2 protein-coding genes are annotated in these 16,418 nt (G+C 70.7%); one reads left to right on the top strand and one right to left on the bottom strand.

Annotated elements, in window-relative coordinates; all coding sequences use genetic code 11:
- Nucleotides 1-2 precede the first annotated feature (2 nt).
- Complete coding sequence (locus ACQHIV_RS26220) at nt 3-15,851, top strand: hypothetical protein (RefSeq protein ID WP_427886034.1); 15,849 nt, start codon at nt 3-5, stop codon at nt 15,849-15,851.
- On the opposite strand, the gene ACQHIV_RS26215 is transcribed toward ACQHIV_RS26220, so the two are convergent.
- Nucleotides 15,818-16,405 carry a TIGR03086 family metal-binding protein gene (locus ACQHIV_RS26215; protein ID WP_427886032.1) on the bottom strand — a complete coding sequence of 196 codons (588 nt, stop codon included), beginning with the start codon at nt 16,403-16,405 and terminating at the stop codon, nt 15,818-15,820. The genes ACQHIV_RS26220 and ACQHIV_RS26215 overlap by 34 nt on opposite strands.
- Nucleotides 16,406-16,418: the final 13 nt, after the last annotated feature.

Raw genomic sequence — 16,418 nt, 5'->3', positions numbered from 1 at the left:
ACATGGGCCTGCCGCACCCGATCGTCGAGTTCCTCGGCCTGTTCGTCGGCGTCGACCCCGACGACTACCCGTCGGCCGACGAGGACGCGCTCCGCGAGTACGCCCGGCAGTACGACGCGATCGCGGCGGGCCTGCGGACCAGCGCGGGCGCCCCCTGCCAGACCGCGGCGCAGAAGCTGCCGCAGATCTGGTCGGGCGAGCCCGGTACGGCGCTGGGCGCGCAGATCAGCAAGTACGGGACGGACGCGCAGTCCGGTGGCGTGGAGGCGATCGCGCTGGCCGCCGAGGAGGTCGCGAACTACCTGCGCGACCAGGCGGACACGGTGTTCCGGGCGAAGGTGATGTTCTGGGCGCAGGTCGCGATCGGCCTGGCGATGTACGCCGTACCGGCGGGCAAGCTGATCAGTCTCGGGATGCGGTCGGTGCTGGCGAACGGGCTGAAGAACTTCCTCAAGCGCAAGTTCGAGCAGATCATCGGGCTGAGCGTCGCCGCGCTGCGGGCGCGTGCCGGGAAGGCACTGGCGCTGGCGCCGGTCAAGGTCTTCCAGGCGACCGCGCTGATCGCGGCGAACGGGATCGGACCGAACACGGTTGCCCAGGTGGCCGGGATCGTCACGGACCAGTCGCGGCACGGCGGACAAGATGCCCAGGGCAACTACGTGCACGAGACCGGGTGGAACTGGAGCGAGACCGGGACCAACGCTGCGGTCACCGTGGCCGCCGTACCGATCGCGGCGCTGGCTGGACTGGGTCTGGCCGGGGTGGGGAAGACGATTGTGGCGCGGATGCCGGCGCTGGCCCAGAAGGTGCCGGCGGTTGTCTCGCGACAGTTGGCCGGTGGCCTGACGATGGCGGTGACGATGCCGACGGCAACCATGATCGGGACGGGTCACGTGCCGACCGCCCGGGAGGCGTGGACGGAGGCTTGGCGGGCCGGGTTCATGGGGACGGCGGTACCGGTGCCTACCTCGCATGCGCCGGTGGTGCACGCGGGTGATCCGGTGCACGTGGCGCAGGTGCGGGAGCACTCCACGATTCCCGATCAGAGACCGCCGGACGACACCCCTCCATCGGTGGCTGTACGGCCCACGCCTGGTACGGGCGACGGGTCGGTGGCGCATACCGTCGAGCAGACCGCGAACGGTACGGCGCATGTCACCGGCGCCGAGGCGCGATCGGAGACCGGCGGTGTGATGGGCATGGGCCCGGCTCAGTCTGCCACCGGAGCCGTCCGGCCGGAGGTGCAGGCCCGCGCAGACGCTCGCGCCGGCACCGTCGACGGAACAGCCCCCACCTCGAAGACCACCCCCACAGAACACCGCACCGCGACCCCAGCCCCCGAAAAGACCACCAAGGCAACCGGCCCAGACAAACCCCAAGCCACAGAAGACCCCACAGCTAAACCAACCGCCCCAGACAAGCCCGCACCTGTGAACAAGCCAGCTGGTGCGGACAAGGCTGTTCAGGTAGGTGGGCACGAGACGAAGCCCGTCGAACCAGGCTCGCATCAGCCCCCGAACGGAAGCCACGAGACCCCCACCGGCAAGAAGCCCGAGGACTGGACTCAGACAGCGGCGCACCAGGCCGCGGTGGAGGACCGGGCGAAGGCCGCGGCGGACGCAGCACACAAGCGCGACCAAGCACGAGAAGACCGCGTGCACAACCAGTCGACCGAGGACGCCCAGCGTACGTACAAGGACGCCGAGAAGGAACGCGACCGAGCAGAAGCGGCTTACAACCGCGCCAGCAGAAAGCACGGCCCAGAGAGCCCACAAGCACAAGAACTGAAAGCTCGCCTGGAGGCTGCCAACGAGAAGCACCACACCGCTACTGACGCCCTGAAGACCGCCAAGGACGCCGACACAGCCGTCCGGGTCGCCGAGCTGGCGGCCGGCGCCAAGCGCCTGTCCCACCTGGCCGCCAAGCTCGACTACGTCCTCTCGCGCCTCACCCCCGCCGAACTCCGCCAACTCTCCGAGGGCAAGCTCGACGTACTCAAAGAAGCTCTCCCCGACGACCTCACCGAAGCCGACGCACGCCTGCTGGCGATCCACGAGCTGATCCACCGCACAGACCGCGACGAAGGCTGGGGCTTCGGCCTGAACTGGACCCAGCTGCACGCCGACGCCGCCCTCCGCGACGGCCTCCTGGTGGAGATGAAGACCGGCGAAGGAAAGACGGCGGTGGCTGTCGTTACCCTCGGCATGATCGCCGCCGGTGAGCCGGTCCACTTCATGACCTCGAGCAAAAGCCTCGCCGAGCAGGCCCACGCGTCGTTCCGCAAGGTCCTCGAACCACTCGGGTACGACGTCGTCCACGTCGACCCCGCCGTACGGTATCCGAAGCCCCACGGCCGGACCGTCTACGTCGGCGACGTCGCGGCGTTCGGCTGGAGCACGATCCGCGGCCACCGGGTGTACGGCGACCACGTCCTGGTCGACGAGATCGACGCGGTCGCGGTCGACCTGGCCGCGCAGCGCTACACCCACAGCGCCGGCAGCGGCCGGAAGGCCTCGGCCCGGACGCTCGCCGAGGTACGCCGGGCGAAGGAGGCGATCGAGGACGGCACCTTCAAGGAGTCCGACTTCGAGCGGACGTCCGCGGGCGCCAGGCTGAAGGACGAGGCTCGGCAGCGACTCGCGGACACCGAGTCGTCCGCGCGGAGCCTCAGACGTCAGGTCCGCCGGCTGGAGGCTGCCGCCCAGGCGAAGTACTTCCTGACCGAGGAGCGCCACTACTTCCGGCAGGAGATCGGCGGCCGGGAGACCATCGTGATCATCAGCGAGCACACCGGCGAGCCGCTGATCGACCGCGAGACCCTGCTCGAGCAACGCTGGACCGACGTCGGCCAGGCCCTCGAACAACTCCACGGACTCGAGGTACGCGCGGACCCGACACACACCAACTGGGTGACGACGCGGCAATTGCTCGGCAAGTACAAGAGCGTGCGCGGAATGTCGGGTACGGCGACGCTGGCCGCGGAGGCGATGCACGACCTGTACGGCGAGAAGGTCGGCGAGGTTGCCGGGATCGACCGGGCCAGGCCGTCCCGGCTGGAGACCCATGAACCGCTGACCGTGCAGACCCTGAAGGACAAGTACCAGGCGGTGATCGACCGGACGATCTCCGACCTGGCCAAGGACGGCGACCTGTCGAAGGGCGATCCGCAGCTGATCCTCGTCGAGCACAACGACGAGGTCGCGATGCTCCGGGACCTGATGAACGCGGCGCTCGAGAACCTCCCGGGCAAGGTCGAGGTCCAGATCGTCGACGCCCGCGAGCTGTTCAAGCTCGGCCAGGAGGTACAGAACCTCCCCAAGGACCAGCAGGACACCGCGGGCCTGAACCGCGTCCTGAAGCGGGCCGGCGAGCCGGGCACGATCACCATCGGCAACAAGGTGATGAGCCGCGGCATCGACATCAAGCCGCGCACCGAGGGCGGCCTGCAAACGACCGTCACGTACTTCGACCCCCAGTCGCCACGCACCACCGAGCAGGCCATGAGCCGCTCCGGCCGTCAGGGCGCACTCGGCCGAGCCGGTCTGATCACCTCCCACGAGGACACGCTGTTCCGCCAGAACACCGGGGCGCTGGAGGCCTCCTTCGCCTACCACGACGCTCCCTCGTCGGCCGCTCGCAAGCAGGCGTTCGACGACTACGTGACCGCAACCATCGCCCACGCGAGGGCAACAGCCCTCGGCCAGGGCGCCCAGACCGACCGCACCGTCCAAGCAACCGCCGCCGCCCTGAAGGTCGCGGAAACCAACCTCGACACAGCCCCCTACAAGCAGGCCGTCGAAACCGCCCAGCACGCCGGGCAACGCGCCCAGGTCGACAAGATCCGAGACATCGAACGCCAGGAGACCCGCGAGGACGACACCGCACGCAGCCGCCGGCTGCCCGACCAGCCGCAGCCCGATCCGCAGTCCCATCCGCTCGACGGTGTGGCGTACCAACGGCTGTCGCAGGCCGAGCAGGCAGAGGCCCGCGGGATCGTCGACACCCTCACCAAGCACGACCCGGTCCGGCTCGAAGGGATCCGGCCGCTGCTCGAAAGCTCGTGGCTGCGGTCCCTCGGCCCGGAGCGGCTGATGGAGGAGCTCCGGAGCTGGACGGGGCAAAGCTATCCGGACGTGTTCGGCAAGGGCGTCCTGTTCGGCATCGGGACGGCCGACGCGCCGGCGCCGATCCCGCTCGTCCGTCCGTCGCGGGACTTCGCCGACGCGGTCGATCTCGGCGTACACGAGAGTCTGCCCGAGCAGCTGACCGGCCCGGACGGCGCCGACTGGGCGATCAGGTTCTCCCCGGACAGCGAGAGCGCGCTGGCCGAACTCGACGGCCTGTACGGCGCCTACCTCACCGGCTTCGGCCCGCTGCCGTACGGGCTGGTGCGTGCCACCGTCGGCGACCGGCAGTACGTCGGTGTCGGCATGGCGCCGGTGCCGGGCGGGCCGATCGTGGCGGCGGCGGACGCCCCGGCGGACGCGATCGCGGAGGCCGCGCGGCGCCGGTCGCGGGTGACGTTCCGGACGGCCCGGCAGCTCGACGTCTTCGGCCGGTCGCTGATCGTCTCCGGGTACTCGATCAGCCGGGACCTGAAGTACTTCGTCGACGACGCCGGGACCTTCCGGCCGGTCGATCTGGCCGGCGTCGAGGAACTGCCGGCGGATCCGGCCGTCCGAGAGTCCCGGATGGCCGACCACTTCGCGTTCCTCGCGAAGCACCGCCGGCTGCTGGTGGAGGCGGCCGTGTCGAACGGGCTCGTCCCGGAGGAGACACCGGCTCCGGCGCGACCGGCGGTACCCAACCCGGCGGTTCGCGAACTTCTGTCGTACGAGAGCCTCACCGTCGAGCAGCAGGACCGGATCGTCGCGATCGTCGGACGCGTCACCGCGAACGACCCGGTGCTGCTGGACGGGATCCGGCCGCTGCTCGAGAGCCTGCTCGGCCCGGAGGAACTGCTGGCGGAGATCGAGACCTGGGAGGGCCGCGAGTACCACGAGGTGTTCGGCCGGGCGGCGGCACTGGGCGTCGAGGTCGCCCGGGCGCCGCGGCCGGCCGGGAGGTCGGCGTACCCGGTGAGCTGGGACGAGGCGACCCGTCTCGAGCTGGAGCCGGCGGCGTTGCGGCGCTTGAGCAGTGTCGGCATGGCGGGTTCGGTCGCGTCGCTCGGCGAGTACACCGGCGTGTTCCGGATCGACGGGCCCGACGGTCGGCAGTGGGCGCTGAAGTTGTGGCCCGCGCAGGGCTACGAGCGGCAGATCATGCGCGAGTTCGCGGGCCAGCGGGCTGCCGAGCCGACCGGGTACGCGCCGGAGTTGTACGGCCTGGTCAAGGCGACCGTCGACGGTCAGGAGTACGCCGGTGTCGCGATGGAGCCGGTGCCGGGCGGATTCATCAGCACCGTCAGTCTCGACCCGGCGGTGGTGGCGGAGGCAGATCGCTGGAGCGCCGCGGTCGACTTCACCACCGTTCGCCAGCTCGACCAGTATCTGCAACGCCTGGCGGACAACGGGTACCACGTGCAGGACGAGCTGCAGTTCCTGGTCGACGACGCGGGCAACGTGCATCCGATCGACTTCGAGGCCGTACGACCGCTGTCCGCCGGCGCCGTCGTACCGGCGCCCGGCGAGATCGGGCCGTTCATCGCCCGCAGCACCCGGGACAACCTGCTGACCCTGGCGATCGAGAACGCCCGCCGCGAGGCCGGACGGGCCCGGCTGGTCGAAGGCGTCCGTGGCGGGTTGACGCTCGCGGTCGCGGAGCAGGCGGTTGCGGACGCCCGGAAGCGGTTGCGGTTGCCGGCGAAGCTCGCTGTGCGGTTCGTGGTCGGTGCGGACAACCACGAGTTGGTGGCGAAGTACGGGATCGAGCCGGCGGTGGGTTCGCGGCCCGGGTACTTCCGGATGGAAGGTGGCGTCGGCGTCGTCTACGTCTCGGCCGCGGATCACCTGTCGGCGGAGGACGTCCGGGCGACGATCGCGCACGAGGTGATCGGGCACTACGGGTGGCGGCTCTTCGATCCTGATGATCGGGCGCAGTTGCTCGCCGAGGTCGACGTCCTCGCCCGCAGCCTCGCTCCGGAGGGGTACGCCCAGATCAGGGCGTTGTACGACGATCATCAGCCCGAGGAGTTCCTGGCGCGGCTGATCGAGGGTGGGCTTCCACGCAGGCTGGTCACCGCGGTGATGGCCGGGCCGTTCGGGCGGTTCCTGCACCGGCGGGGCTGGATCTCCGACGCGACGCTGGACCGCGCCCGCCGGCGCCACGAACTCGAGCCGCTGTACCGGATCGCCCGCCTCCTCGATCGCGCCGTACGCCGGAACCGGCCGCTGCACGACCCGGCGGCAGCGGTCGCGCGCACCCGCACCGGGCAACCCGGGCCGAGCATCGCGCGGATCCGGCCGGCGCGGATGAACAAGTACGACGGTGGCGGCCTGCCCGCGTTCACGACCGGGCTGGTGGAGTCGTCGTACGACGACCTCGACGACCGGGCGCTCGCGGCGGTGCTGCACCCCGGCACCGTGAAGCGGTTCCTCGTCACCGCGGTCGACGACAACCAGGTCGAGATCGAAGGCGCTCGCCTGACGCCGCACCACCTCGCGGTGATGATCGACCTGTACCGCAACGTCTCGGTGGTCCTCGACGGCGCCCCGCGCGACTTCGCCCAGCAGGTCGCGAACATCATCGGCGTCGAGGTCACGATCCGTACGGCGGAGGGCTGGAAGGTCCTGCACCCGCAGGCCGAACCGCCGCGCGAAGGCACCGTCGAACTCCGCGACGGCTCGTACCTGGTACGAACCCCCGCGCACCCCGACGGCCTCCGGGTCGACGACGTCGAGCCGCACCTCGGCAGGCTGCTCGGGATCGGCGGGTCGAAGGCGGCATTCGCGTTCTACGACAAGGTGGTGCTGATCGCGCTGCCCACGGTCGAGGTGTCGTTCCACACCCAGCTCAGCCGGCTCGAGGGGCTGCTGGAGAAGCCCGGTGCGGCGGACGTCATCGCCGCGCTGCACCCGACGACCGTGTTCGGCCGGGACGCGTTCGTGGCCGACCGGTTCCCGCGGATCAGCCGCGACGTGTGGGTCAGCGTCCCGGACTTCACCGCGCCGGACGCGCTCCGTCCGACGCAGGCCTCGCTCGACAGCCTGCTCGCGATCCGCGAGTTCTTCGTCGCGAACAACCTGACCATCGGCGACCTGCAGTTCGGCATCGACGGCGACGGCCGGTTCTGGGTGTACGACGTCGGCCGCGTCCGGCCGCTCGGGTACGACCTGCCGCTGGGCACGAACCTGGACATCTTCGTGAAGCGGAACCCGCTCGAGGTCGTCGACGCCTGGATCGCCTGGGCCGCCGCGAAGCACCCGTTCACCCCGAACGGCCGGCCCCGCCAGTCCCCGGCACCGCGTGAAGATCTCGAACCCCCGTCGTACGACTGGAACACCGCGGGCGATCACCCCGCCGCCCAGCTCTACCCGGACACACCCGAGGCGCGCGAGCGCGTGGTCGCGGAGCTCGAGCGTGCGTACGTCGCCGCGCGCACGGGCTACGGCCCGGTTCCGATCGGGCTGGTCACGACCGAGCTGGACGGGTCGCCGTACGTCGGATTCGCCGTGGAGGCGGTCGATCCCGCCGTACACACCGAGGCGGTCACGCTCGACACCGTCTATCAGTTGCACGAGTACGTACGTCGTTTGCAGGCCCTCGGCTACTACCCGGCCGGCGAGCTGCACGGTGCGGTCGACGCGAACGGCACCTTTCATGCGATCGACTCCACCGGGATCCGGCCGGTGCCGGGACGGGCAGAGGTCGCGCCGTTCGCGGATCAGTTGCTGCAGGCAGCGTTCGACAACGTGAAGCGGGCCTTTGGCAACCAAATCGGCCGGGACCGGCGGGTGCACCGGGATCAGCCGCGGGGTGGTGCGGGCAGTATCCACCGCAGCGACTTCCGTGGCGACGGCCGGCGCAAGCAGAAGGTGGCCGCGGTGTGGGCGGCCGCCGAGGACGCGCTGCCGCAGATCGCCGCCGCGGTCGGCACGGTGCATCCGGACGTCCGGGCGATCGCGCTCGACGCGAACCGGATCACGATCTCGTTCTGGCAGGCGCCGGACCTCACGGTCGAGCTGAGCGTTTCCGGCGACTTCACCAACGCCGGTCCGGTCCGCTGGGAACGCACTGCCCAGTCCATGCACTGGGCCCGAATCACCCTGTCCCCGCGAACGCGCGACGCCATCGTAGGCCGCGCTCTGACCAATGCCATCGCCGGCATCATCGCCGCTCACGGCGGGGCGAAACCGGACGCACATGATGAGGTGGCCAGGCATGCTGAGGTCGGTTACCTGGTCGTGCGGGTGGAGCGTGGCGAGTCGCGGTACCACTCTCGCAAGGAGCTTCGGATCCTCCTGCACCACCTCGGCAAGACCGGCGGCGACCTTCCGCCTGCTCTCCAGAAGCGCGTCGCGGCCGTGCTGCGCCAGAAGGCCCAGTCCAAGCTGGACAAGGTGGAAGACGGCTGGACCGACCCGGCCGCGTTCAGCCCGGTGCACCTGCCGTCGCTCGACACCAGCCAGCCGTTCGCGCCCGACCCGGCCGTGGATCGCTTTGTGCAGGGGCTCTTCCGCCATTTCGCGAAGCAGCCCGAGGTATCACCCGAGCCCGGCCTGTCGGTCAGCCGCCTGACCGTTCTCCGCGAGCAGCCGATGCTGCGGCAGTTCGTCAACTGGCACGGCCCGGCCAAGGCCGCCGAGCTCGGCAAACTGGATCCGACCCAGTTCGTTGCCCAGATCAACGCCTCCGACCGCCAGTCCGTCGCCGCCGCGTTCGCCCGTCTTCGCAGCCTGCTCCAGCAACGCGAGACCGCAACGACCGTACTGCGTCGTCGTACCGCGGCCCGCCAGTTCTCCGAACTCGCCCACGCGCTCGGCGTGGCGACCCACGACGACCTCCGCTCCGCCTTGCCGCACGACCTCGCGGCCGCCGTCGCCAACCTGAAACCCAGTCTGCTCCAGCGGGTCAACCGATCGATCGACGGCGGCGCCAAGTCCATGCCGGGACTGCGCGCCGACCTGATCCTCGGCTTCCTGGAGACCGTCCCGGCCGGGATCGCCTCCGCCGCCGTCCTCGCGGGCTACGGCCGCGTCGGTCTGGCCGCCGCCGTTCTGACCGGCGCCGTCGTCCTCTCCCCGGTCCGCACCCTCGCCAACCGGTACGTCGAATCGCGCGAGGAGCAGGTGAAGGCCGACCGCCGTACCTACCGCCGCACCCTCGACGAGCAGGCCCGTGAACCGCAACGCGCCATCCTCGGGGACGCGGTCCGGACCGCCTATCAGAAGGTCCTGACAGCGGCCAGCGTACCGAGCACCCAACGCCCGGTACCGCGCGCCGATCTGGCTGTCCCGGAGCAGCATGCCCCGGCGCTGACCACGCCGTGGTGGTCGTTCCCGCTGCGCAGTTCGATCCCGATCGCGGCCGCGGCGATCCCGATGGCGTTCGTCTTACCGCCGGTGGTCGTCGGTGCCACGGTCGGCCTGGCGGTCGCGGTCGTCGGCTCCACGCAGTACCTGTTCGCGCGGCATCAGGCGGCCCTCGACGACGAGCGTCGTACCCGCGACTACGAGTGGCGGAGCTGGCGGCAGCTGGTCGACGAGATCCGTGGTACCGCCGACCACCTGATGCGGTTGCGGGCCCTAGGCAACCAACTCGGGGAGCCGGGTGTAACGGTCCCGGACTTCGACTTCGAGGCGCCGACGGATCACACCGGTCGCGGCGTGGTCCCGGCCAAGCGGTACTTCGCCGGCCGCGAGCTGCCGCTCGGAGCGGTCCCGATGGCGCACCGCCTCACCAGCGTCTACCTCCAGCAGCAGCTGGACACCGCGCCCACCGCCGTACTCGAGGCGCTGTCCCGGCTCGGCACGATCGGTGCCGTGTCCGGGCTCGTCGAGGCCTTCCATGCCGAGGCGAACCGGAACGCGTTCGACCGCCGCATGCACAACTGGCTGGACCTGCTCCGGCTCTCGGTCCAGGCGTGTACGGACGAGATCGGCGACCCATTGCTGGCGCGGCTGGACGCCCTCGTGGCAGAGGCACCCGAGGACATGGTGTCCGTCCCGGTCCTGCCGCCCTGGTCGCCCGTGCTGCATCCCGACCGCGAGGCCACCACCGCACGGCGCTGGTACGCCGTCGGTGCCTTCGCCATCGGGGCGTCCGGTGTCGGGGTGGCGAGCTCGATCGTCGCCGGCTTCGACCTGGATTCGCTGTTCGTCTGGCAGGCCCTGGCGGCGGGCAGCATGCTTCCGGTCAGCTTCTACGCGAAGTACCTGCGCCGCCGGATGCGGGTCAAGGCGGACATGGCCGAGCGGGACCGCGGCGCCGAGAAGCGGGCCGCCGACGAACTCGACCGTGAACGCGCCGCCGTCGCCGACACCACGCACGAGGTCGACCGGATCGAGGACGCGGTCGCCGGACGGACGCCGCGGATGCGTCCGGCGCCGACCAGCGAGCTGACCACGTTCGTCGCGTTCGCGCGCCGCGAGGACCGGGGCTCCGCGGAACTCAGTCGCCTGCTGATCAAGCTCGAGAAGCTGGACGCCGACTGGCACCGGCTTCTCCAGCGGTACGACGAGTTGCACGAGCTCAGCGACGTACTGGTGGCGATCTCCACCACGCTCTCGCAGTACGCCGACGTGCTCCACAAGCTCGGCGTCGACCCGCACGTGCGGCTCGCCGGCCCGCAGGACCGTCCGGTGAGCGACTCGGTCCTGCACCACGACCCGGTGCACCCGAGGATCCTCTCCGACCGCCCCTGGTCCGGGAAGCCGGCGGACGCGGCGCTGATCGCGGCCAAGATCCACCTCGCCACCGACGACCGGTACGGGCCGTTCTCGCTCGCCCAGATCCAGGCGCAGGCGGCGACCGGCAAGCCGCTGATCGACATCGCGGCGGACGTGATCTTCGCCGCGGAACGCCGCCGCGGGCCGGCCCGGTCCGCCGGCACCCGCGCGTTGCAGGCACGGGTGGACTTCCTCCGCAGCCTGACCGCGGACCGGGCACGGGCGGTCCCGGCACGTCTCCTGCAGCAGCAACAGATCCCGCTCGACTGGCCGACGTACGCGCGGATGCGGATCGGCGCGATCCGGCAACAGCGCAACGACCTGATGGACCGCGCCGATGCCCGCACTCAGAGCGCGGCCGACACGAAGGACAAGGCCAAGGCGGCAAGGCACACCGCGATCGCCGAAGCCTGCACGACGGCGGTGGTCCAGGGCGAGCACGCACGTCAGGCCTGGCAAGCGTTCCGCGCTAACCAAACACCCGCGATGCTGGCGACAGCCCAGCAGGCCGAGAAGTTGTACGAGCAGCGCGTCGCGGAAAGTCTGCCGTCGAAGGACGTGTTGCCGACCGCGATCGTCTCCGGCGACCTTCCGCACCTGACCGCGCTCACCGACGAGCTGAATCACGCGCTTTCCCAAGCAGGAAAGGAGTTCCGCTTCACCCCCGAGCTGCTGCACCGCACCTTGCGAGCGGAAACCCGACGGCTGCTGTCGCCCGAAGGCCTGATCCTGACCGTCGGCAACGACCCGCGGGCGGACGTCAGCGAACTCGTCCAGTTCGAGCTGTTCCTCGACCCGAACCAGCTGCAGGAGGTCCTGAACCACCCGGTCACCTTCGAGGAGGGCCAGCTCGGCCAGATCGTGCAGGGCGGCACCAGCATCGGTACGACGACCACCACGACGTACGGCGGGAACGGCGCGGTGCATTTCGACGCCGCGCTGGCCGGGCTGCCGGACCACAACCCCGTGAAGGCGGTCGCGACGGCCGTCGCGCCGAGTGTCGAGTACGGGAAGCACACCGGGCTGAGCGTGACCGGCGGCGCGACCGAGTACGGACTGCCCGGCGCGGTCGACGTCATCCAGGGGGAGATCCTCAGGTTCCGCGCGACCCGGCCGCGCTGGACCTGGCGGATCCGGACCTCCGCGATCGGCGCCTGGTCCGAGCGGCACGTGGTAGCGGGTCAGGAGACGCTCGACCTCGGGATCAGCCACGCGTACACGGTCGGCGCGCCGGCGGACACCGTCACGATCGAGAGCCTCGGCGGCACCCGCGGTACGGCGTTGCCGGAGCACGCCACGGCCCGGGTCGACGGGCTCAGCAACCTCGCGGACCGGGCGATTGCGGGCCTTCGGCAACGACTGGGGAAGCTCGACCGGATCGGTCACGACCAGCTCCGCGGCATGCTCCTGGAGGATGTCCCGGGCCGACTCGCGCAGGCCACCCGCCCGGGCGGCCTGACCCGGCCGATCACCACCGGCGGCCGCGTGGTCGCCTACGCCCAGCTCGAGACCAAGGTGGTGCGGGAACAGACGACGATGCTCGGCGACAGCTCGAAGGACCACAAGATCGAGCGCCTCCGGGTCGGCTTCTCGGGTACGTCGGGCAGCCAGACCAGCTCGGCCGGCGGCTCGTACGCGTTCTCCGTGGGCGGTACGGCGGCCGAAGACGTGGGCCACACGCCCTGGGACTTCGGGCTGAGCGCCAAGGTGGGAGTCAGCACTGGATCTGACGTCACTGTCAGCACCGGCGACATGGCGATCCACCCCAGCGTGCAACGGGCCCAGCCGACCGTCGGCGTGAAGCTCCGGCTGGTCCACACCTTGACGATCCACGTCGTCCGCAAGCGCGACAGCTTCACGCTGACGGCCGAAGGCGACGCCGTACTGCGGATGCCCGAGAACGACGCGTTCCGCTACGGGCTCCCGGTCCCGGCGGCGGCGATCGTCCGCGGGGAGGACGGCAGGCCGCGGTACGGCAAGGACAAGCGGCTGCTGTTGCGCAGCGATCCCGTGCCGCAGCAGACGGCGTACAAGCTCCCGGTCTGGATGCAGGCGATCCGGGGCGCGGGACCCGCGCTCGTCCAGGAGCTCACCGGTGCCGACAAGGTACTGAAGGACTTCCTCGACCACCTGGCCGGGAAGGGGCTGATCCCGGACGGCCGGAGGAACCCGGAGCTCGTCGCGAGCCAGTTGGCGAACCTCGAGCGGGTCTGCGAGCAGCTCGCGCGGCATCGTCTGGAGACCGGGTACGACATCGCGGCTCAGGAAGGCATCCTCTTCCAGCTCGACGTGCACCGGCCGAGGATGCTTCCGGAGCAGCACACGTACCGGATCAAGATCTACCCGGACACGGCCAAGGCCGAGTTCCTCGGGCTGACCGACGGCGAGACCGTGGTCAACCTGGACATCGGCTCCAACAGCACCGGCAAGTCCGGCAGCTGGTCGCACAGCCTGCCCTGGAACTTCCGGGGCGGCTTCAGCAACAAGGCGAAGGTAGGGACCACTCCCGACGGCGGTCTGACCCGCGGGCGGTCGGTGCTCGGCCGGTCCATCAGCTGGGCCACCGGGAGCACCGTGAACCGGGTGTCGCTGACCGAGAGCACCGCGAAGGTCGCCGTCTTCGACGTACCGCACCGGATCGTCGTCACCGACCTGGCCGACGAGTCCACGCCGATCGCCGCCGACAGCGGCTCGGCCCGGATCGCGATCGACAGCGAGTTCTGCCCCGGTGAGCTCGCGCCGGCGCCGGCGATCCCGGGTGAGCTCGACCCGCTGCTGTTGCGCTCGGCAACCTTCCAGGCGGTCGACATCGGCGACCCGGTCGGCCGGCTGCTGGAACGCCTGCCGCAGCTCGCCCGCACGGACAGCTCGGCGTTGCACCACCTCAGCGCGTTCCTGAACCCACGCAACCTGGCGGCGCGGCCCGAGCTGCTGCTGGCGCCGTACCGCACCGGCCTGCTGGTCACGCCGGTGCCGTCGACGCCCGGACAGGTCGTCGCGCAGAACCGCATCACCGCGGGTCGCGCGAAGCTGACGGTCAGCACGACCCTGTGGAACCTCCGGTACGTCGGCTACGGCAGCCCGGTGAACGGCGAGATCAACCTGACCCTCGGCAGCACCGCCCTGACCACCGGTACCTCGAACGGGCGCTCCGTGTCGGGCGGCTTCACCGACGGTATGGCCGAGGCGGACGGATCGTCGTACGGCGGAACGCTCGGCGGCAGCCGCTCCGTGAGCGGATCGGCGAGCCGGACCGAGACGCAGATCGGCGGCATCGAGCGGCTGATCATCCGCAACGGGCAGCAGTACCAGTTCTGGGCCGATGTCGCGGTCCTCGCCGACCTGGAGGAGGCCGGGGCGAAGCCGCAACGGGTCGGCGTGGGCGCCGGCGGGCTGATGCTGACGATGCCGGAGGCCGACGTACTGCGGTTGTACGGCCGCGGCCGGCTCGACCTGCCCGAGCAGAAGGTTGCCGAGGTCATCGATCGGTTGCGCGACGGCAAGCTCAAGCTCGACCGGCGGATCGCGGTGTCGGTGCTCCACCGGTACGTCGTCACGGCCCGCCCGGCGGACGTGGCGCCGCTTGTCCGCCTGCTCACCGACGGGGAGCCCGCGCGACTGGCCGAGGTGTTCCGCAGGGCCAGGGAGCTGGCGGAGCAGCGCGAGCAGATCACGTTGCCGGTGCTCTTCGACGACACGATGGGCGCGGCGATGATCGACAGCTCGTCGGTGCGCGGGCCGGACGGCACCGAGTCGGACCTGTACCGCGAGGTGCTCGCCGTACTCGACGAGAACGCACTCGAGGACCCGGTCCTCTCCGCGGGCCTGCGCGGCGATCTGGCCGGGCTGCGGTGGCACGGGCACATCGACAACCTGCTCAGCCCGAGCGGGTTCGTCACCGAGTACCCGACCGCGCTCGGGCGGCCGGTGAAGGTGCGGATCAGGCTGCGGTACAAGGGCGGGTTCACCATGGACCGGCCGCCGGCCGAGGAGCACAACGCGAACGCGACGACGATCCTGCAGATCTACAACTACCTCGAGCTGAGTCGCAGCGTCACCCGAAGCCTGTCGCACGGTGGTGAGATCGACGGCGCGCTGTCGCCGCAGAAGCTCGGCGTCGGGACCGAGCTGAGTACGTCGAGCACCGCGTCGAGTACCGATCAGAACACCCGGATCACCCGGGTGCTGTGGGACCGGACCATGCGGGTCACTCGCGACTTCGAGCTGACCGTGGAGGTCAACGACTCCAAGGCCCGCACGCTGACCGGTGAGCTGACGTTGCTGGTGCCGCCCTCGGTCATCAACGCCAAGCCGGCGCAGGCCGACCCCCGGACGATCGCGCTGCCCCGCGGCGCGGTCCTCGGCGGTACGACGGCGAACGGGCTGTTCGAGACTGTGCACGACCGGTTGGGCAAGCCGGACATGCTCACCCAGGCAGGCGCGGAACTGCATCGGACGACGCTGGAGAACGTGCTGTCCGCCGCGACCCGGATGGCAGCCTTCGAACGGATCGCCTCACCCGACGGCTACGTGGCGGTCCGGCTGCCGGTCCCGGGCCACCGGTCGCGCACGGTCGCCGTCCACGTCCGGGCCGAACTGTCCGGGATGCGGTTGATCGCCGAGGACGAGACCCAGCTCGGCCAGATCGACCGCGAACAGCACGGCACCGAGACGACGACGAGCAGCACGCACCTGCTGCCCGCCGCCGGTTCGTACGGAACCTCGAACCCGGGCGCCGTCTTCGGCGTCGGCCTGACCGGCGGCGAGCAGGCCACCGAGAAGGTCACCGACAAGACCGGTGGACGGAACGAGACCTCGATGTACGAGCGCGGCCCGGTCGTGACGGTGCAGGTCGACGTCAGGTACCACCTCACGTACACCCGCGTGCACCCCAACCGGACCGGCCGCCCGGACACCGCGGTCGTGCCCGGTACGGCGAACCTCACGATGTACCGCCACGAGTACGAGGCGATCCTCGAGCGCCGGCGTCAGCGCGGCCAGGAGGGGTTGCGGCCGAGGTAGGCGACGATGCCGTCGAGGCTCTCCGCGTCGTCCCAGGCCAGGTCCGGCGCGAACGCCGCGCCGGGCGTCAGCCGGACGTCCCCGGCCGGTACGACGTGCGCCACGCTGTGCGCGGCCGCGAGTACGTCGGGGCCGAACGACACCGTCGTACCGAGGGACTTCGCGACGTCCCAGCTGTGGACGACGTAGTCGATGAAGTGGAAGCTGATCGCCTGCGCGCCCGGGAAGGCGGCGCCGAACTCGGCCAGCGGGAAGGTCCGCTCCGCGACGCCGGGCTGCGCGAACGCGTCCAGGACGTGCTCGGCGGACGCGACGTACGCCTTCACCGGGTCGTCGCCGAGGTCGCGGAGCTTCCAGATCTCCGGGTCGTCCTCGCCGCGGGAGGCGGCCGCGAACCCGTAGTGCTGGGTGGCCATGTGGGCGAGCAGGCCGTAGAGCGTCCAGGCCCGGCAGGGCGTCGGGCGGGAGAGATCGTCAAGGGTTGCCGTGCCGACCAGATCGATGCTGGTCCGGACGGCTTCGGCGTCGAGCGCCACGTAGTCAACAGTAGGCATGCGCTGATCATAT

This window comes from Kribbella polygonati, from assembly GCF_050320105.1.
GTDB lineage: Bacteria > Actinomycetota > Actinomycetes > Propionibacteriales > Kribbellaceae > Kribbella.
This window is presented reverse-complemented; position numbering and strand designations above follow the sequence as displayed.

What these genes read in the sequence shown, in the direction of transcription:
- ACQHIV_RS26220 (WP_427886034.1), top strand. Translation starts at nt 3, where the DNA reads ATGGGCCTGCCGCACCCGATCGTCGAGTTCCTCGGCCTGTTCGTCGGC.
- ACQHIV_RS26215 (WP_427886032.1), bottom strand. Translation starts at nt 16,405, where the DNA reads ATGCCTACTGTTGACTACGTGGCGCTCGACGCCGAAGCCGTCCGGACC.